Source organism: Pseudomonas sp. P105 (assembly GCF_032614175.1).
Taxonomy (GTDB): domain Bacteria; phylum Pseudomonadota; class Gammaproteobacteria; order Pseudomonadales; family Pseudomonadaceae; genus Aquipseudomonas; species Aquipseudomonas rhizophila.
Genome location: NZ_CP126693.1, coordinates 4,722,552 through 4,741,092 on the forward strand (window position 1 = coordinate 4,722,552; position 18,541 = coordinate 4,741,092).

The window sequence follows — 18,541 nt, forward strand, 5'->3', positions numbered from 1 at the left end:
AGAGCTCTGCTGAGCCGGCGCAAAAAGCGAACTTGAATCGTCAGGGATTACGCGCCAGATGCGCCGGTTGCAGCACACGCTTGGCGCTCAGATAGGCTTTCTGCCAATAAGCCTTGGACAGGCTATCGAGCTTGACCGTACCCCCGGTCGCTGGTGCATGGACGAAACGCCCCTCCCCGACATAGATCCCCGCATGGCTGACCTGAGAGCCACCGTTGGTGGCGAAGAAAATCAAATCACCGGTCTGCAATGCGTCCTTACCGACACTCTGGGCGCGCATGCCAATCATCTCGCGGGTGGAGCGCGGCAGGGAGATACCGGCCGCATCGCGATACACATAGCCGATCAGGCCACTGCAATCAAAGCCTGAATCCGGCGTATTGCCGCCCCACCGATAGGGTGTCCCCACCAACCCCAGCGCCCGGAATAGCACGTCTTCGGCAACCGGGGAAAAGCTTTGCGCGGGAGCGAATACCACCGGAGCCCGCGCTGGCGCAGGTGGCGGAGTACGGCTGGCGCAAGCGCTGAGCAGCGCGGCAAGGAGCATGAGAGCGAGGCGGGCCGACGTCGACATATGCAGAACAATCCTGATCTGGATGCGGCTTTTCTGCCGTGGGCATGAAAACAAAGCCGCCTGCGGAGTACGCAGGCGGATTGCCATCAATCAATGATCATGGATTCTAGCGGCTATGAGGCAAACTTCAAGTAAGACTTTAAGTTTGCCTTACAAACTGTGAGCTTACTTGCGAGCAGTGACCACGGTCGGTGCCATCGCGAGTGCGCGCTTGGCTTCGATGAAGGTCTTGCTCCAGTAGCTGTCGCCCAGGCTGTCGATTCGCACGCCACCGCTGCGACGGCTGCTGGAATGGATGAACTGGTTGTCACCCAGGTAGATACCGGCGTGACTGACGCGACCACGACGACCGTTGGTCGCGAAGAACAGCAGGTCGCCCGGCTCAAGCTCGTTACGAGCAACCAGCGGGGCCTTCACGTTGATCATTTCGCGAGTGGAGCGCGGCAGACTCATGCCAGCCTCTTCGCGAAACAGATACCCGATGAAACCGCTGCAATCGAAGCCGGCCTCGGAGGAACCGCCAAAACGATAGCGGGTACCGATCAAGGACATGCCCCGCTCCAGGATGCTGTCAGCCAGCACCGGAAGCTGATAAGGCTTGCTGCCGGCGAAGTCTGCCAGCTCTTTGTCGGTGGCCATTTCTTCCTCAAGTGCAACAGAGGAAGACTGGGCAGTAACGGAATTTTGAACCTGTGGTTGTTGCGCTTGCTGGGACACTGGAGAGTGGGCAGCACAACCGAACAACAGGGTAACGAGTGCGAGAGGCACCAGGGGTGCGAAGCGACTTAGCATGGGCACGACCGTGGCTGAAGTTGTAAAGATGGCGAGACTATGCCCACTATCAAGCTCATTTGCAAATTCAATCGATGCAAATGTGACTTCTCGGTTTTAGGTTTACATCTAAGCGCCCCAACCGTTTTCAACCCTCTGCAGCCTGCAGCCCAGAAGGGACGCGGGCTGTGCCGTGGTAGAAACAGGCTATAAGCCACTATTGCTGCGACTTCTACCAGCCAAGGGTTTCTTTCAAAAAAGGGATGGTCAGCTTGCGCTGGGCCTGAAGCGACGCCTGGTCGAGTCGTTCGAGCAGTTCGAACAGCGCGCTCATGCTGCGGGTGCCGCGGGTAAGGATGAAGTGCCCGACCTCATCGGTCAGGTGCAGGCCACGCCGGGAAGCGCGCAACTGCAATGCACGGAGCTTGTCTTCATCGGAGAGCGGGCGCATCTGGAAAATCAGCGCCAGGGTGAGACGGGACTTGAGATCGGCCAGCTTCACCGGCAGCTCCCGCGGCGACGTCGATGCAGCAATCAGCAAACGCCGGCCGCTGTCGCGTAACCGGTTGAACAGGTGAAACAGCGCTTCTTCCCAATCAGCCTTGCCGGCCACCGCCTGAAGATCATCCAGGCAGACCAGTTCGTACTGTTCAAGGTTGTCGAGAATCTCCACGCCGCGATCCAGCAACTCGGCCAATGGCAGATACACCGCCGGCTCACCCAATTGCTCGAACCGCAGGCAAGCGGCCTGCAACAGATGCGTGCGCCCCACCCCGTCCTTGCCCCACAGATAAATCAGGCTCTCGGTCCAGCCGGCGTCGGCTTCGCAAAGCCGCTCGACATAGCCGAGTGCAGCGGCATTGGCGCCTGGGTAGTAGTTGATAAAGGTGGCGTCATCACGCAGACGCACACCTAGGGGCAGCTGAATCGGTTTCATGCTGACTGAACAGTTCCAAAAGAACCGTTAGTGGCCTCTGTGTAAAGTGCGCAAAGTTTATACCCGTGACGCGGACCGCACAATGCGCCGGACCACGAGCAAAATCAAAGGTTTGCAGCGACAGAACGATGGAGCGACGGTTTCCCTGACGCTGGGACAACCGCCGCGCCCGCCATTGGCGCTATAGCTCGGGGTCTTCGACGCCACTGTAGATGTCTGAATCCTTGTACAGATCGTGCATATGACGCACCAGCACCATGATCACCGCCGCCACCGGCAGCGCCAGCAGGACCCCGGTAAAACCGAACAACTCACCCCCTGCCAGGATCGCAAAGATCACCGCCACTGGATGCAGGCCGATGCGATCACCCACCAGCAACGGTGTCAGCACCATGCCTTCCAGCGCTTGCCCGACCATGAACACCGCCACGATGCCGACCATCGGGTACAGATCACCGCCAAACTGGAACAAGCCGGCAATCAACGCCGCGCCGATACCGATGACGAAGCCCATATAGGGCACGATGGCCGCAAGCCCGGCGATCAAGCCGATCAATAGCCCCAGCTCCAGGCCCACCAGCATCAATCCCGCCGCATAGATGAAGCCCAGCGCCACCATCACCAACAATTGCCCTCGCACAAACGCCCCCAACACTTCATGGCATTCGCCGGTCAGGGTCATGATGCGTTCTTCACGATGGCGTGGCAGCAGGCTGCGAATCTTGGCCATCATCAAGTCCCAGTCGCGCAGCAGATAAAAAGCCACCACCGGAATCAACACCAGGTTCGCCAGCCAACCGATCAACGCCAGCCCCGAGGCTGTGGCCTGGCTCAACACCACACCGACGATGTCAGAGGTCTGGCCCATATGCTCGCTGATGGCCGCCTTGACCTTGTCGAACTTCCAGAAGCCTTCAGCCAACCCCAGCCTCGACTGCACCCACGGCACGGCAGTGTGCTGTAACCAGTCGAGCATCTGCGGCGCCAGCTCGTACAGGCGCATCAGTTGCTTGGCCAGCATCGGTATCAGCACCAGCATCAGAGCAATGACAATCAAGATGATCAGCCCAAACACCGACACCACGCCCCAGGTCCTGGACAGGCCGAGTTTTTCCAGGCGATCTACCAGTGGGTCGAACAGATAGGCCAGGAGCAACGCAACCAGGAACGGCGTGAGGATCGGATGCAGCAAATAGATGAACACAAACAGCAGGGCGACCCCACCCAACCAGAACCAACGCCGCGTATCGCCCATGAACCACTCCTAGCTATATAAGAAAGAAAAACTACCAGCGAAACCGCAGGTTGGCGGTCGGCGCTGGCGCTGGCGCGGCGGCCGGAATGGAGCCATCAGCGGCTGGCTGGGGTACTGGCACTGGCGCGACGGCTTCGCCGGCAGGAATTTCCTGCAGTTTCGCCAGGGCCAATTGCGCTTTCAACTGTTCGGCGCTGCCCTTGACCCGATAAATGATCCGGTCCCCTTCAACCCGCTGCAACTGCCCACCGAACGGCTCGAGCAAACGCCCAAGCGCCGCATAACGCTCCAGGTTCATGCCCTGCACTTCCAGCAGCTGCTCGGTGGCCACGCCCGGCTTGGTAACGAAACGCGGCGCCAGGCGTTGACTCACCGCCAGCATCACCGCATCAGCCAGGGCGGCAGGGTCGGCGCCCTGGGCATTGCCCTGCTCGCGCTGGTCACCCTGCCACAAGCGCCAGGTCGCCTGCCATTGGCCGCCCTCTTCCTTGGCATGGACCGCCAGCAAGGCGTCTGCACCATAACGCTGCGATGCCTCACGCAGCGGGGCCGGATCACTGCCTTCCAGGTTTGGTGCGGTAGCAACGATCTGCTCGCTCAAATCCGCCAGGGGCAGGTGCAGCGGCAGGCCGCGGTGCTGGGCGGCGCGGCGCAGTGGCTCGGCACTGCCCTGGCCATCGCCTACCAGGTTGGAACCTTCAGCCGAGTCGTTCAGCCACCAGCCCAGGATCGCAGGCCGATTCGCGCCCCACAGCGACAAGCCCGCCGAGCGCAAGGCCCGGTCAGTGCTCGCTGGATCGAAATCCACCTTGAGGCTTTCCGGCGGCCCGGCGTCGTAACCATATTGAAGAATGATCTGCTGGGGATCCTTGCGGATCGCCGCCAGACCGGGATTCTGCGCGGCCTTGGCATCGCCGGTCAGGCGCAGCACCAGCGTGTCGAGGGCGCGCAAAGTCGCCTGGTCACGCTCTTGCGGGGCCTGGCTGCTGACCGGCTCGAGCACCTGATAGAGGCTATTGAGGTTTTCGGCATGGCTCGCCACGCTGATCAACGACAGGCAGCCCACAGACAAGAGTTTGAAAAAACGCATGGAAGATTCCCGGACATAACGGCTGGAACAGGCCGTGTGAAGAAAATTGAGCATGGCTGTGACCACAGCACCTGGCAAAACATTCACACACCCGCTGGAAGTTTCGCACTGTCATAACCATAGCCGGTTACCGCTACACCTTATACAGACGCATCGCGCAGCACCAATAGGAGAAATATCGGTTTTTTTCCAAGGATATGTCCCTGCCCGTCGGCGCGAGGATGGCCGCTGCCCCTCAAGCCTGATAAAATCGCGCGCCTTCGCAGACCGGCAATGGCTGGGCACCCGGAATAATTCGTACAACGGTTATTCAATGGCCCCGGCGGTCGGTCGTTACCCAGAAATCCCCCCTAAAGGCCTGGATCATGAGCAAGCAACCCTCCCTGAGCTACAAGGACGCCGGTGTAGACATCGACGCCGGTGAAGCATTGGTCGAACGCATCAAGAGCGTCGCCAAGCGCACTGCGCGCCCGGAAGTCATGGGCGGCCTGGGCGGTTTCGGCGCCCTCTGCGAGATCCCGGCCGGCTACAAGCAACCGGTGCTGGTTTCGGGCACTGACGGCGTCGGCACCAAGCTGCGTCTGGCCCTGAACCTGAACAAGCACGACAGCATCGGCATCGACCTGGTGGCCATGTGCGTGAACGACCTGGTGGTGTGCGGCGCCGAGCCGCTGTTCTTCCTCGACTACTACGCCACCGGCAAACTGAACGTCGACACCGCCGCCCAGGTGGTAACCGGCATTGGCGCCGGCTGCGAGCTGTCCGGCTGCTCCCTGGTCGGCGGCGAAACCGCTGAAATGCCAGGCATGTACGAAGGCGAAGACTACGACCTGGCCGGCTTCTGCGTCGGTGTCGTGGAAAAATCCGAAATCATCGACGGTTCGAAAGTCGCCACTGGCGATGCCCTGCTCGCCCTGCCATCGTCCGGCCCGCACTCCAACGGTTACTCGCTGATCCGCAAGATCATCGAAGTCTCGGGTGCCGACATCGAGAACACCCAGCTCGACGGCAAGCCACTGGCCGACCTGCTGATGGCCCCGACCCGCATCTACGTCAAGCCGCTGCTCAAGCTGATCAAGGACACCGGCGCCGTCAAGGCCATGGCCCACATCACCGGTGGCGGCCTACTGGACAACATCCCGCGCGTACTGCCAAAAGGCGCCCAGGCGGTGGTTGACGTGGCGAGCTGGACCCGTCCGGCCGTGTTCGACTGGCTGCAAGAGAAAGGCAACGTCGATGAAACCGAAATGCACCGCGTGCTGAACTGCGGCGTAGGCATGGTGATCTGCGTGGCCCAGGAGCACGTTGAAACGGCCCTGAATGTACTGCGTGAAGCCGGCGAGCAACCTTGGGTCATCGGCCAGATCAGTACCGCCGCCGAAGGCGCTGCCCAGGTCGAGCTGAAAAACCTTAAGGCTCACTGATGCAAGAACAGAAGTCTGCAACCTGTGATGTCGTGGTGCTGTTGTCCGGCACCGGCAGCAACTTGCAGGCCCTGATCGACAGCACGCGGACCGGCGATAGCCCGGTCCGCATCCGCGCGGTGATTTCCAACCGCGCCGATGCCTACGGCCTGCAACGCGCCAGGGATGCGGGTATCGACACCCGCGTCCTGGATCACAAAGCGTTCGATGGCCGCGAAGCCTTCGATGCCGCGCTGATCGAACAGATCGACACGTTCAATCCGCAACTGGTGGTCCTGGCCGGCTTCATGCGCATCCTCAGCGCCGGCTTCGTGCGTCACTACCAGGGCCGCCTGTTCAATATCCATCCATCGCTGCTGCCCAAATACAAAGGGTTACACACTCACCAGCGCGCGCTGGAGGCCGGAGACACGGAGCATGGCTGCTCGGTGCACTTCGTCACCGAGGAACTCGATGGCGGACCACTGGTCGTACAGGCAGTAATACCGGTAGAGTTGCACGACACGCCGCAAAGCCTGGCCCAACGGGTTCACGCCCGGGAACACCAGATCTACCCGATGGCCGTGCGTTGGTTTGCCGAAGGCCGGCTGACCCTCGACGATCGCGGTGCCTCACTGGACGGCCAGTTGCTCGCCGCCAGCGGCCATTTGATTCGATACTAGGAGATTTTATGCGTCGCGCCCTGCTCTTCGCTTGCGCTCTGCTTGCCCTGCCCCTGGCACAGGCCGCAGACCTTCAACCGTTCTCCGCCAGCTACACCGCCGACTGGAAACAGCTGCCCATGAGCGGCACCGCCGAGCGCAGCCTGACCAAAGAGGCCAACGGCACCTGGAAGCTGAGCTTCAAGGCTTCGATGATGATCGCCAGCCTGACGGAAGAAAGCACCCTGACCCTGGACAAGGACACACTGCTGCCACAGTCCTACCACTTTGAACGTGGCGGCTTGGGCAAGGCCAAGAAAGCCGATCTGGATTTCGACTGGAACACGAAGATGGTCACCGGCACCGATCGCGGCGATCCGGTCAAACTGCCACTCAACCGTGGCATGGTCGATAAATCCACTTATCAGTTGGCCCTGCAGCACGACGTGGCGGCCGGCAAGAAAAGCATGAGTTATCAGGTTGTCGATGATGGCGAGATCGACACCTACGACTTCCGCGTACTGGGCCCGGAGAAGGTCGACACCAAGGCCGGCCAGATCGACGCGATCAAGGTCGAGCGCGTGCGCGACCCGACAAAAAGCAAACGCATCACGGTGCTCTGGTTCGCCAAGGATTGGGATTACCTGCTGGTACGCCTGCAACAGGTCGAGACCGACGGCAAGGAGTACAACATCATGCTCCAGGACGGTACGGTCAACGGCAAGGCTGTCAAAGGCAGCTGATCCACACCGATATCAAGAGAAGCCCCGCCCAGTGCGGGGCTTTTTTATGCGCGGATTTCCTGAACACTAAAACTGCACCCGCACAAAGTTAACCTGTGGAAGATGAATCGGTGGGAGCGAGCCTGCTCGCGATAGCGCTAGGTCAGCCGGCATCGGTATTGACTGATACACCGTTATCGCGAGCAGGCTCGCTCCCACAAGGTGACTGCCCGACATTCCCCCCCAAAACATGAAAACTTCTTCATGAAAAACACCCTGCGACCGAATGCCGCGCATTGCCTGACCTGCGGGATCGCTGAGTTTTTCATGAAATTTTCTTAACAGGCCCAGGCATTTACTTAGCCGGCTACCCAAATCTATAACAAAGTCCTGCACACGCCTTGCTGCAGATAACAGAGATTGGAGCTTGCAAGATGACTGTGAAAGTAACTGAACGCGATGACGCTCATATGTCCCACGAAGGTATTGCCGCCGGTATCCGCATCTGGGATGTACACCAACAGGACCTGCTGGTGGGGATGTTCCACTCCGAGACGGATGCCCATAACTACAAAGCCGAGCTGGAATGCCAGGAAAGGCAGCGCTCGGCTGAAATGACAGAATCCTGAACGATAAGAATCCCTGTGGGAGCGAGCCTGCTCGCGATAGCGGTGGATCAGCGACATCAATGTTGGCTGACAGACCGCCATCGCGAGCAGGCTCGCTCCCACAGTTTAGTGTTCAGTTCATCCTTACCACATCAAATCATCAGGGATCTGATACGCCGCATACGGATCATCAGCATCCACTTCTTCGGTCTGGGTATTGAGCTGCACGATGCGCTTGGGATCGCGCTCCTGGATCTTCAGGGCCGCTTCGCGCGGGATCACTTCGTAGCCGCCGGCATGATGGACGATCGCCAGCGAGCCGCTGCTCAACTTGTTGCGCATCAGCATGTTGACCGAGATGCGCTTGACCTTCTTGTCGTCGACAAAGTTGTAATAATCCTCAGTGGTCAGCTTCGGCAAACGCGAGACTTCGATCAATTGCTTGATCTGCGCGGCCCGGGCTTTCTGCTCGGCTTTTTCCTGCTGCTGACGGTTGAGCTCCTGATCGCGCTTGACCTTCTCGGCCATGGCCTCTTGGGCGGCGCGCTGCTGGGAGTCATCCAGTTCGATCTGGCCCTTGTGGGCCAGGCGCTGCTGTTTCTGTTTCTCTTTGCCGACCTGCTTGGCCTGCTTTTGGTTGACCAGCCCTGCTTTGAGCAACTGGTCGCGAAGGGAAAGGCTCATGGTGCTTACTCACTTAGGCAACAGCCTCAGCCACAGCTGGGCAAATTCTTTTCCTGACGTTTGGCTTCGCCCCATAAGGCGTCCAACTCTTCGAGGGTGCAATCTTCCATGGGACGGTGGGTGTCGCGCAATGCCTGTTCGATAAATCGGAAACGTCGCTCGAATTTCCCATTGGCGTCACGCAGGGCCGTTTCCGGGTCGATTTTCAGGTGCCGGGCCAGGTTCACTACGCTGAACAGCAGGTCGCCGATCTCATCGCTGATGGCCACCGAATCGTTGTCAGCCATCGCTTCGAGGACTTCGTCCAGCTCCTCCCGGACCTTGTCGAGCACCGGCAACGGGCCTGGCCAATCGAAACCGACCTGAGCCGCACGTTTTTGCAACTTCGCCGAGCGGGACAACGCCGGCAAGGCAACGGGTACATCGTCAAGCAACGACAGCTGCTCCGGTGCCGAGGCCTTCTCGGCCCGCTCCTCGGCCTTGATTTCTTCCCAGCGCTGCTTGACCTGTTCTTCGCTCAGGCGCGGGATGTCCACGGGCGCGTAGAGGTCACCGGTAGGAAATACATGGGGATGGCGGCGGATCAGCTTGCGGGTGATGCTATCGACCACGCCGGCGAATTCGAAGCGGTTTTCCTCCCGCGCCAACTGGCTGTAATACACCACCTGAAACAACAGGTCGCCCAGCTCACCCTGCAAGTGATCGAAGTTGCCACGCTCAATGGCATCGGCCACTTCGTAGGCTTCTTCCAGGGTATGGGGGACGATGGTCGCGTAGGTCTGCTTGATGTCCCACGGGCACCCGTACTGCGGGTCGCGCAGACGGTTCATCAGATGGAGCAGGTCTTCAAGGCTGTACATCAATCCAACTCATCACAAATCACCCTGTGGGAAATAATCCACTGGGAGTATGCCTGTGGGAGCAGCTTGATCGCGATTGAGGTGGTGGCCCCAACGTATGTCGGAACTGATCCACCGCTATCGCGAGCAAGCTTTGCTCCCACAGGCTCGCTCCCACATTTGGACCGCGCTTAACCCGGCGTGCGATTACGCCGGGTCTCGATGATGTTCGGCAGTTGGGAAATCCGCCCCAGCAACCGCCCCAGCGCATCCAATCCCGGAATCTCGATGGTCAGGGACATCAGCGCCGTGTTGTCTTCCTTGTTCGAACGGGTGTTGACTGCCAACACGTTGATCCGCTCGTTCAGCAACACCTGGGACACGTCACGCAGCAGGCCGGAACGGTCGTAGGCGCGAATGATGATGTCCACCGGGTAGGTGAGCACCGGCACCGGGCCCCAACTGACCTGGATGATCCGCTCCGGCTCACGGCCGGCCAGTTGCAGCACCGAAGCACAGTCCTGACGGTGAATGCTCACCCCACGGCCCTGGGTGATGTAGCCGACGATCGCATCCCCAGGCAACGGCTGGCAGCAGCCGGCCATCTGGGTCATCAGGTTGCCAACGCCCTGGATCTGGATGTCGCCGCGCTTGCCGGGCTTGTAGCCGGTGGCCTTGCGCGGGATCAGTTCCAACTGCTCGTTGCCGCGTTCCGGCTCCACCAGTTGCTGGGCCAGGTTGACCAGTTGCGCCAGGCGCAAGTCGCCGGCACCGAGGGCGGCGAACATGTCTTCGGCGGTCTTCATGTTGGCCTTTTCGGCCAGCTTGTCGAAATCCACCTGCGGCAGGCCCAGGCGACTGAGTTCGCGCTCGAGCAAAGTCTTGCCGGCGGCGACGTTCTGGTCGCGGGCCTGCAATTTGAACCAGTGAACGATTTTCGCCCGCGCTCGCGATGTGGTGATATAGCCCAGGTTCGGGTTCAGCCAGTCGCGGCTCGGCGTGCCGTGTTTACTGGTGATGATCTCGACCTGCTCACCGGTTTGCAGGCTGTAGTTGAGCGGCACGATCCGCCCGTTGATCTTGGCGCCACGGCAGTTGTGGCCGATCTCGGTGTGGACGCGATAGGCAAAGTCCAGCGGCGTGGCACCCTTGGGCAGGTCGATGGCGTGGCCGTCGGGAGTAAAGATGTAGACCCGATCCGGCTCGATATCGACCCGCAATTGTTCGGCCAGACCGCCGATGTCACCGAGTTCTTCATGCCACTCGAGCACCTGACGCAGCCAGGAGATTTTCTCTTCGTAGTGGTTGGAGCCCGACTTGACGTCGGTGCCCTTGTATTTCCAATGGGCGCAAACCCCCAGCTCGGCTTCCTCGTGCATGGCGTGGGTGCGAATCTGCACTTCCAGCACCTTGCCCTCCGGGCCGATCACCGCCGTGTGCAGCGAGCGGTAGCCGTTTTCCTTCGGGTTGGCGATGTAGTCGTCGAACTCCTTGGGAATGTGCCGCCACAAGGTGTGCACGATACCCAGCGCGGTGTAGCAGTCGCGCATTTCCGGGACCAGTACGCGAACGGCGCGAACGTCGTAGATCTGGCTGAATTCCAGGCCTTTGCGCTGCATTTTGCGCCAGATCGAATAGATGTGCTTGGCTCGGCCGCTGATGTCGGCCTCCACGCCCGTGGCCTGCAATTCTTCCCTCAGCTGGGTCATCACATCCGTGATGAAGCGCTCGCGATCCAGGCGCCGCTCATGTAGCAACTTGGCGATCTGCTTGTACTGGTCGGGCTCCAGGTAGCGGAAGGACAGGTCCTCCAGCTCCCACTTGATATGGCCGATGCCAAGGCGATGGGCCAGGGGGGCGTAGATGTCGAACACTTCCCGGGCGACGCGGTTGCGCTTTTCGTCGTCGGCGGATTTCACCGCGCGGATCGCGCAGGTGCGTTCGGCCAGTTTGATCAGTGCGACGCGCACGTCGTCGACCATGGCCACCAGCATCTTGCGCAGGTTCTCCACCTGGCCCTGGGTGCCCAGGACCATGGACTGGCGTGGACTGAGACTGGCACTGATCGCCGCCATGCGCAGCACGCCGTCAATCAGCTTGGCGACCACCGTGCCAAAACGCTGGCTGACCACCGGCAATTGGATCTGCCCTTCGCGCACACCGCGGTATAGCACCGCAGCCACCAGGGAGTCCTGGTCGAGCTTGAGGTCGGCAAGGATTTCGGCGATCTCAAGGCCCGTCTGAAAACTCGAGGTGCCTTCGGACCAGAGGTTCTTCGCCGCGTTGTGCTGCTGTTCCGCTTCACGCGCGAACTCGCAGGCTTCTTTCAAGGCTTCGCGATCCAGTGCCGTGTCGATACTGACCGCGTGATCGAGCCAAGCCTCGAGATTGATACTGCCGTCGGTGTTGATCGGCTGGTGTGCTCTCACCTGTACCATCTTTACATACCTTCCCTATGACGCAGATTCAATGCGTCAATAACGCTGACCTTCGTTGCCCGTGTCCCCGCCCAGGGCTGTGGCGGTTGGCACGAACGGGTCAGTCGGACAAGCCATCCTGGCTCGCTTCAAATAACGCCATGGCCTCGACATGTGCCGTCTGAGGAAACATATCGAGAATCCCGGCACGTTTTAACCGGTAGCCCTGCTTGATCAATTCGACCGTGTCCCGGGCCAAAGTTGCCGGGTTGCACGATACATATACCAACCGCCTGGCACCCAGGGATGCCAGTTTGCGCACCACCTCGAAAGCACCGTCGCGGGGTGGGTCCAAGAGTACCGCAGAAAAGCCTTCGCCGACCCACTCGGCACCCGACAACGGCTGGGATAAATCGGCCTGAAAAAAGGCAGTGTTATTCAAATTGTTGCTGACGGCATTGGCCGCCGCGCGGTCAACCATGGCCTGTACACCTTCCACCGCCACCACTTGGCGCACCGCCTTGGCCAGGGGCAAGGCAAAGTTGCCCAGGCCGCAGAACAAGTCCAGCACCCGCTCCTCGGCTCGGGGCGCGAGCCACTCCAGGGCTTGGGCCACCATCGCCTCGTTGACCCCGGCATTGACCTGGATGAAATCCCCCGGCCGGTAAGCCAGCTCCAGGTCCCAGGCCTCAAGGCGATAACCCAGCGTCTGTCCCGGTTCGACCGGTTGCGGCTCGCCCTCACCCTGCAGCCACAACTGGGCTTGGTGGGCGGCGCAGAAATCCTTGAGAATCGTCAGGTCAGGCGCCGACAGTGGCGACACGTGCCGCAGCAACACCGCCAGGGACGAGCCAGCGAACAATTCCACATGCCCCAGCGCCTGGGGCTTGCTCAGGCGACGGAGCATGTCCGGCAAGCGACTCATGATCGGCTGCAAGGGTTGTACCAGTACCGGGCAATCGCCGATGGCCACGATGTCCTGGCTGCCGACGGCACGAAAACCCACTTCGAGTTTTTTTGCCTTCTGATCCCAGCGCACCGCCACGCGGGCACGACGCCGGTAACCCAGTTCCGGCCCGCTCAATGGCGCAGCCCATTCATCCGGCTGCACGCCGGCGACCCGCGACAACTGCTCTGCGAGCATGCGCTGTTTCAGGGCGAGCTGTTCGTTGTGGGGCAAATGCTGGATGCTGCAACCGCCGCAGCGACCGGCATGCACGCACGGCGCCGCACGGCGCAGTTCACTGGACAGGAACACTCGCTCAGTGCGGGACTCGACCACTTTGCCATGGGCCCCCAGCACCCGCGCCTCGACCTCTTCGCCGGCCAGGGCGCCGATCACGAACCAGGTGCGCCCGTCCAGAAAGGCAATGCCCCGGCCATCGTTGGCCAAGCGTTCGATGGTCAAGCGCTGCTTCTTTCCGGTGGGCACCTGCGGGGCCCGGCTTCCGCCGCTGGGCTGGAAGCGCAGACCTCTTTCTTGCTTGGCCATCAGTTGGGCGCGTCGAAAATGCCGGTCGACAAGTAGCGGTCGCCGCGGTCGCAGATGATCGCGACAATGACCGCGTTTTCGACTTCCTGGGACAAGCGCAGCATGCCCGCCACGGCACCGCCCGAAGACACGCCGCAAAAGATGCCTTCTTCACGGGCCAGACGACGGGTGATGTCCTCCGCCTCGCTCTGGGCCATGTCGATAATGCGGTCCACGCGGTCGGCCTGGTAGATTTTCGGCAGATACTCCTCGGGCCAGCGACGGATGCCGGGGATGGCCGAGCCTTCCATCGGTTGCAGGCCGATGATCTGCACGTTCGGGTTCTGTTCTTTCAAATAGCGCGAGGTGCCCATGATGGTGCCGGTGGTGCCCATCGAGCTGACGAAATGGGTGATGGTGCCATCGGTCTGGCGCCAGATCTCAGGGCCTGTGGTGGTGTAGTGGGCTTCGGGATTGTCCCCGTTGGCGAACTGGTCGAGCACCTTGCCGCGTCCCTCGGCCTGCATGCGCTCGGCCAGGTCCCGGGCGCCCTCCATGCCTTCGTCTTTGCTCACCAGGATCAATTCGGCGCCATAGGCGGTCATTGCGGCCTTGCGCTCGGCACTGGAGTTGTCGGGCATGATCAGGATCATCTTGTAGCCCTTGATCGCCGCCGCCATGGCCAGGGCGATGCCGGTGTTACCGGAAGTCGCCTCGATCAGCGTATCGCCGGGGCGGATCTGCCCGCGCAATTCGCCACGGGTGAGCATCGACAGCGCCGGCCGGTCCTTGACCGAACCCGCCGGGTTATTCCCTTCGAGCTTGAGCAAAAGCGTGTTGCTGGTCACGCCAGGCAGGCGCTGCAAACGAACCAGCGGAGTGTTGCCGACGCAATCGGCGATAGTGGGGTACTGCACGGTCATGGCGTATTCGCAATCCGGACTGCGGGGGCGCCTATCATACCGGCAAACCTTGCCAGGCCATATCACGCAAAGTGTGGTGGTTATGGCTTATGGGAATAAGCAACGAAAGTGGGCTGCAAGCTGCAACTCAGAAATCCTGATTGAAGGGATCGCCGAGGCACGGCAACCGGCGAGACCGATGCACGGCGACATGAATTTTACGAAGATTGCCTGCCCGCAAGTCGCTACACTGCGCAGGTATTGCGTGCCGGATGCGCGCGAAGCTCAAACAGACCGCTGGATGCAGGAGAAAAGTGTGCTCAAGAAACTGGGAATCAAAGGCCGCGTGCTGTTGCTGACCCTGTTGCCGACCAGCCTGATGGCGCTGGTCCTGGGCGGCTACTTCACCTGGATGCAGCAATCGGACTTGCATGCCCAGTTGCTGCAGCGTGGCGAGATGATCGCCGAACAGCTGGCGCCGCTGGTCGCCCCGGCCATGAGCCACCAGGACACCGATCTGCTGGAGCGGATCGCCACCCAGTCCCTCGAGCAAGCGGATGTGCGCGCCGTGACCTTCCTGGCCCCTGATCGCACATCGCTGGCCCACGCCGGCCCGACCATGCTCAACCGAGCCCCGGAGGGCAACAGTGCCCAATTGCTGCAACGCACCGGCAACGATGCCACACGTTACCTGCTGCCAGTATTCGGCAAGCACCGCAACCTGGCCGGCGAGCTGATTCCCGAAGAAGCCGATCGGCTGCTGGGTTGGGTCGAACTGGAGTTGTCCCACAGTGGCATGTTGCTGCGCGGCTATCGCAGCCTGTTCGCCAGCCTGCTGTTGATCAGCGCCGGCCTGTGCCTGACCGCACTGCTGGCGTTGCGTATGGGTCGCACGATCAACCGACCCCTGAGCCAGATCAAGCAAGCCGTGGCGCAACTCAAGGACGGTCACCTGGAAACCCGTCTGCCGCCTCTGGGCAGCCAGGAACTGGATGAGCTGGCGTCGGGCATCAATCGCATGGCCAGCACCTTGCAGAATGCCCAGGAAGAGTTGCAGCACAGCATCGACCAGGCCACTGAAGACGTGCGCCAGAATCTGGAAACCATCGAGATCCAGAACATCGAGCTGGACCTGGCCCGCAAGGAAGCCCTGGAAGCGAGCCGGATCAAGTCCGAATTCCTGGCGAACATGAGCCATGAAATCCGTACGCCGCTCAACGGCATCCTCGGCTTCACCCATCTGCTGCAGAAAAGCGAATTGACCCCGCGTCAGCTCGATTACCTGGGCACCATTGAAAAATCCGCCGACAGCCTGCTGGGCATCATCAACGAGATCCTCGACTTCTCGAAGATCGAGGCCGGCAAACTGGTGCTGGACAACATTCCGTTCAACCTGCGGGACTTGTTGCAGGACACCCTGACCATCCTCGCCCCCGCCGCCCACGCCAAACAACTGGAGCTGGTGAGCCTGGTCTACAGGGACACGCCCCTGTCGCTGGTGGGTGATCCGCTGCGCCTCAAGCAGATCCTGACCAACCTGGTGAGCAATGCCATCAAGTTCACCCGCGAAGGCACCATCATCGCCCGCGCCATGATGGAAGACGAACACGAAGACAGCGTGCAACTGCGCATCAGCATTCAGGACACCGGTATCGGCCTGTCGAACCAGGACGTGCGGGCCCTGTTCCAGGCGTTCAGCCAGGCCGACAATTCCTTGTCCCGGCAACCGGGTGGCACCGGCTTGGGCCTGGTGATTTCCAAGCGCCTGGTGGAGCAGATGGGTGGCGAAATCGGCGTGGACAGCACGCCGGGCGAAGGCTCGGAGTTCTGGATCAGCCTGCGCCTGCCCAAGACCCGTGACGACGCCGAAGATTTGCCTGGCCCGCCGCTACTGGGTCGGCGCGTAGCGGTGCTGGAAAACCATGAACTGGCCCGTCAGGCCCTGCAACACCAGCTCGAGGACTGCGGTCTGGTGGTGACACCGTTCAACACCCTGGAAAACCTGACCAACGGTGTGACCGTCGCCCACCAGACCGATCAGGCGATCGACCTGGCGGTGCTGGGCATCACCAGCAACGACATGCCGCCGGAACGCCTCAGCCAACACATCTGGGATCTTGAGCATCTGGGCTGCAAGGTACTGGTGCTGTGCCCCACCACTGAACAGACGCTGTACCACCTCTCCGTGCCCAACCCCCACAGCCAATTGCAGGCCAAGCCGGCCTGCACGCGCAAGTTGCGCCGCTCGCTTTCCGACCTGGTCAACCCGCGTCCGCCCCGCAACGAACCCAACGAACCGGTGGGCAGCCGCGCGCCCAAAGTGCTGTGCGTGGACGACAACCCGGCCAACCTGCTGTTGGTACAAACGCTGCTCGAAGACATGGGCGCCAAGGTGCTAGCGGTGGAAAGCGGTTATGCGGCGGTCAAGGCCGTGCAAAAGGAAACCTTCGACCTGGTGCTGATGGATGTCCAGATGCCCGGCATGGACGGTCGCCAGAGCACCGAGGCGATCCGCCAATGGGAAAGCGAGCGTCATTGCACGCCGCTGCCAATCGTCGCCCTCACCGCCCACGCCATGGCCAACGAAAAACGCGCCCTGCTGCAAAGTGGCATGGATGACTACCTGACCAAGCCCATCAGCGAACGGCAACTGGCCCAGGTGGTGCTTAAATGGACCGGCCTGGCCCTGCGTAACCAGGCGCCGGACCGGAGCACCGACGCTCAGGGCGGCAGCGAACTGCTGGTGCTCGATCATGAGGAAGGCCTGCGCCTGGCCGCCGGCAAGGCCGATCTGGCGGCGGACATGCTGGCGATGTTGCTGGCGTCCCTGGAAGCCGACCGCGAAGCGATTCGCCAGGCCAGCGAGGCCAATGATCACAACGCCCTGATCGAACGGGTCCACCGCCTGCATGGCGCCACTCGCTACTGCGGCGTGCCGCAATTGCGCGCCGCCTGCCAGCGCAGCGAGACCCTGCTCAAGCAACAGGACCCCAAGGCCGAGGCCGCTTTGCAGGAACTGGAACGTGCCATCGACCGCCTGGCTAACGAGGCACGCATCAGCGCCTGATCCAGGGCAATAGCCCAAAACCCGGGATCAAGGAAAATCTAAACGCCTAGAGGCTTATCTTTTGTGCCAGGAGGCCGCCATGCGCGCGATTCTTTTCAGCAGCCAGACCTACGACCGCGACAGTTTCAGCAAAACCCCGGCGCCCGCTGGCCTTGAACTGCAGTATCAGCCGGCACGCCTGAACCTCGACACCGTGGCCCTGGCCGAACACCATGAAGTGGTGTGCGCCTTCATCAACGACGACCTGAGTGCCCCGGTGCTGGAGCGGCTGGCACAGGGCGGCACGCGGCTGATCGCCCTGCGCTCTGCCGGCTATAACCATGTCGACCTGGCCGCTGCCAAACGGCTGGGGTTGAGTATCGTCCGGGTGCCGGCGTATTCGCCCCATGCCGTGGCCGAGCATGCCGTGGCGCTGATCATGGCCCTCAATCGCTGCTTGCATCGCGCTTACAACCGCACCCGGGACGGCAATTTCAGCCTCCATGGGCTGACCGGTTTCGATCTGGTGGGCAAGACGGTCGGCGTGATCGGCACCGGGCAGATCGGCGCGACGTTCGCGCGGATCATGGCCGGCTTCGGCTGCCGGTTATTGGCCTACGATCCGTCCCCCAACCCGCAGGTCCAAGCCCTGGGCGCTCGTTACCTGCCCTTGGCCGATCTGCTGGCGCAAGCACAGATCATCAGCCTGCATTGCCCGCTCAACGAGCAGAGCCGACATTTGATCAACGCCGATTCATTGGCTGCCATGCAACGTGGCGCGATGCTGATCAACACCGGACGCGGCGGCCTGGTGGACACACCCGCCTTGATCGAGGCATTGAAAAGCGGTCAGTTGGGTTATTTGGGGCTGGATGTCTATGAGGAAGAAGCGCAACTGTTCTTCGAGGACCGCTCCGACCTGCCCTTGCAGGATGATGTGCTGGCCCGGTTGCTGACCTTCCCCAACGTGGTGGTCACCGCGCATCAGGCCTTCCTGACCCATGAAGCGTTGGCCGCCATCGCCGCGACGACCCTGGACAACATCGGCGCCTGGGCCGCCGGCACCCCACAAAACCTAGTGGACAGCTGAGCATTACCTTTGTGGGAGCGAGCCTGCTCGCGATTACGATGGGCCTGTCAGCATGGCGTCGACTGACGCC

General features: G+C 61.2%; 16 protein-coding genes. 6 read left to right on the forward strand and 10 right to left on the reverse strand.

Translation table 11 applies throughout. The features are described from left to right. Positions 1-40: 40 nt before the first annotated feature. From QOM08_RS21215 to QOM08_RS21235, 5 genes are all read right to left on the reverse strand, one after another. Positions 41-574, reverse strand: a complete 534-nt coding sequence (locus QOM08_RS21215) for a C40 family peptidase (protein ID WP_160894105.1) — start codon at positions 572-574, stop codon at positions 41-43. Between the two features lie 165 nt (positions 575-739). Continuing rightward, positions 740-1,366, reverse strand: coding sequence for a C40 family peptidase (locus tag QOM08_RS21220; protein WP_047228723.1), 627 nt, complete (start codon positions 1,364-1,366; stop codon positions 740-742). 211 nt (positions 1,367-1,577) lie between these two features. Further along, complete coding sequence (gene hda, locus QOM08_RS21225; protein WP_003178999.1) at positions 1,578-2,282, reverse strand: DnaA regulatory inactivator Hda; 705 nt, start codon at positions 2,280-2,282, stop codon at positions 1,578-1,580. Between the two features lie 181 nt (positions 2,283-2,463). Then, on the reverse strand, positions 2,464-3,537 hold the full coding sequence (locus QOM08_RS21230; protein ID WP_047228724.1) for an AI-2E family transporter: 1,074 nt from the start codon (positions 3,535-3,537) through the stop codon (positions 2,464-2,466). 31 nt (positions 3,538-3,568) lie between these two features. Beyond that, the gene (locus QOM08_RS21235; protein WP_316912091.1) at positions 3,569-4,627 is read right to left on the reverse strand and encodes a DUF2066 domain-containing protein; all 1,059 of its coding nucleotides are present in this window, start codon (positions 4,625-4,627) and stop codon (positions 3,569-3,571) included. Positions 4,628-4,992: 365 nt separating this feature from the next. On the opposite strand from QOM08_RS21235, the gene purM reads away from it, so the two are divergent. From purM to QOM08_RS21255, 4 genes are all read left to right on the forward strand, one after another. Then, on the forward strand, positions 4,993-6,051 hold the full coding sequence (purM, locus tag QOM08_RS21240; RefSeq protein WP_092457205.1) for a phosphoribosylformylglycinamidine cyclo-ligase: 1,059 nt from the start codon (positions 4,993-4,995) through the stop codon (positions 6,049-6,051). Next, on the forward strand, positions 6,051-6,713 hold the full coding sequence (gene purN, locus QOM08_RS21245) for a phosphoribosylglycinamide formyltransferase (RefSeq protein ID WP_047228727.1): 663 nt from the start codon (positions 6,051-6,053) through the stop codon (positions 6,711-6,713). Before purM ends, purN begins: the two co-directional genes overlap by 1 nt. Before the next feature lie 8 nt (positions 6,714-6,721). After that, positions 6,722-7,435 (forward strand): DUF3108 domain-containing protein, encoded by a 714-nt coding sequence (locus QOM08_RS21250; protein WP_047228728.1) that lies wholly within the window; start codon positions 6,722-6,724, stop codon positions 7,433-7,435. Positions 7,436-7,848: 413 nt separating this feature from the next. Next, positions 7,849-8,043, forward strand: a complete 195-nt coding sequence (locus QOM08_RS21255) for a hypothetical protein (RefSeq protein ID WP_047228729.1) — start codon at positions 7,849-7,851, stop codon at positions 8,041-8,043. A gap of 123 nt (positions 8,044-8,166) precedes the next feature. Here QOM08_RS21255 and QOM08_RS21260 read toward each other — a convergent pair whose 3' ends face one another. The 5 genes from QOM08_RS21260 to cysM form a co-directional block, all read right to left on the reverse strand. Then, the gene (locus QOM08_RS21260) at positions 8,167-8,706 is read right to left on the reverse strand and encodes a DUF2058 domain-containing protein (protein WP_316912092.1); all 540 of its coding nucleotides are present in this window, start codon (positions 8,704-8,706) and stop codon (positions 8,167-8,169) included. 26 nt (positions 8,707-8,732) lie between these two features. Next, positions 8,733-9,566 carry a nucleoside triphosphate pyrophosphohydrolase gene (gene mazG, locus QOM08_RS21265; RefSeq protein WP_316912093.1) on the reverse strand — a complete coding sequence of 278 codons (834 nt, stop codon included), beginning with the start codon at positions 9,564-9,566 and terminating at the stop codon, positions 8,733-8,735. A gap of 170 nt (positions 9,567-9,736) precedes the next feature. Then, on the reverse strand, positions 9,737-11,983 hold the full coding sequence (gene relA, locus QOM08_RS21270; protein ID WP_047228731.1) for a GTP diphosphokinase: 2,247 nt from the start codon (positions 11,981-11,983) through the stop codon (positions 9,737-9,739). A gap of 100 nt (positions 11,984-12,083) precedes the next feature. Then, complete coding sequence (gene rlmD / locus QOM08_RS21275; protein ID WP_316912094.1) at positions 12,084-13,454, reverse strand: 23S rRNA (uracil(1939)-C(5))-methyltransferase RlmD; 1,371 nt, start codon at positions 13,452-13,454, stop codon at positions 12,084-12,086. Beyond that, positions 13,454-14,356: a cysteine synthase CysM gene (cysM, locus tag QOM08_RS21280; RefSeq protein WP_047228733.1), complete on the reverse strand. Its 903-nt coding sequence runs from the start codon at positions 14,354-14,356 to the stop codon at positions 13,454-13,456. The genes rlmD and cysM overlap by 1 nt, the downstream gene beginning before the upstream one ends. A 295-nt stretch (positions 14,357-14,651) precedes the next feature. Between cysM and QOM08_RS21285 the strand changes: the two genes are divergently transcribed. Together QOM08_RS21285 and QOM08_RS21290 are read left to right on the forward strand one after the other, a co-directional pair. Beyond that, complete coding sequence (locus QOM08_RS21285) at positions 14,652-17,402, forward strand: response regulator (RefSeq protein WP_076386570.1); 2,751 nt, start codon at positions 14,652-14,654, stop codon at positions 17,400-17,402. 79 nt (positions 17,403-17,481) lie between these two features. Further along, positions 17,482-18,471 (forward strand): 2-hydroxyacid dehydrogenase, encoded by a 990-nt coding sequence (locus tag QOM08_RS21290; protein ID WP_076383757.1) that lies wholly within the window; start codon positions 17,482-17,484, stop codon positions 18,469-18,471. The last annotated feature ends 70 nt before the right edge of the window (positions 18,472-18,541 follow it).